The organism is Microbacterium sp. H6 (genome assembly GCF_003314775.1).
Lineage (GTDB): Bacteria > Actinomycetota > Actinomycetes > Actinomycetales > Microbacteriaceae > Microbacterium > Microbacterium oxydans.
The window spans coordinates 34623-34827 of sequence record NZ_QOAY01000102.1 but is presented as its reverse complement, the minus strand read 5'-3'; the positions used below and the strand labels follow the sequence as shown (position 1 = coordinate 34827).

At 73.2% G+C, this 205-nt stretch carries 1 pseudogene; it reads left to right on the top strand.

Going from position 1 to position 205, the window contains the following annotated elements:
- Positions 1-205 (top strand): annotated as a pseudogene (locus tag DSP71_RS23305) (DUF2520 domain-containing protein); the annotation flags it as partial.

The window sequence follows — 205 nt, the reverse complement described above, 5'->3', positions numbered from 1 at the left end:
TGCACACCGACCCCGCCTACGGCATCGAGGTGCTGCGTCCTGCGGCCGAGCGCGGTGCGATCCCTCTCGCCGTGCATCCGGCGATCACCTTCACCGGGACGTCGATCGACCTCCGCCAGCTCCAGGCCGGGTTCGCCGCGGTGACAGCGCCGGCCGCCGTGCTGCCGATCGCCCAGGCGCTCGCCGTGGAGATGGGATGCGAGCC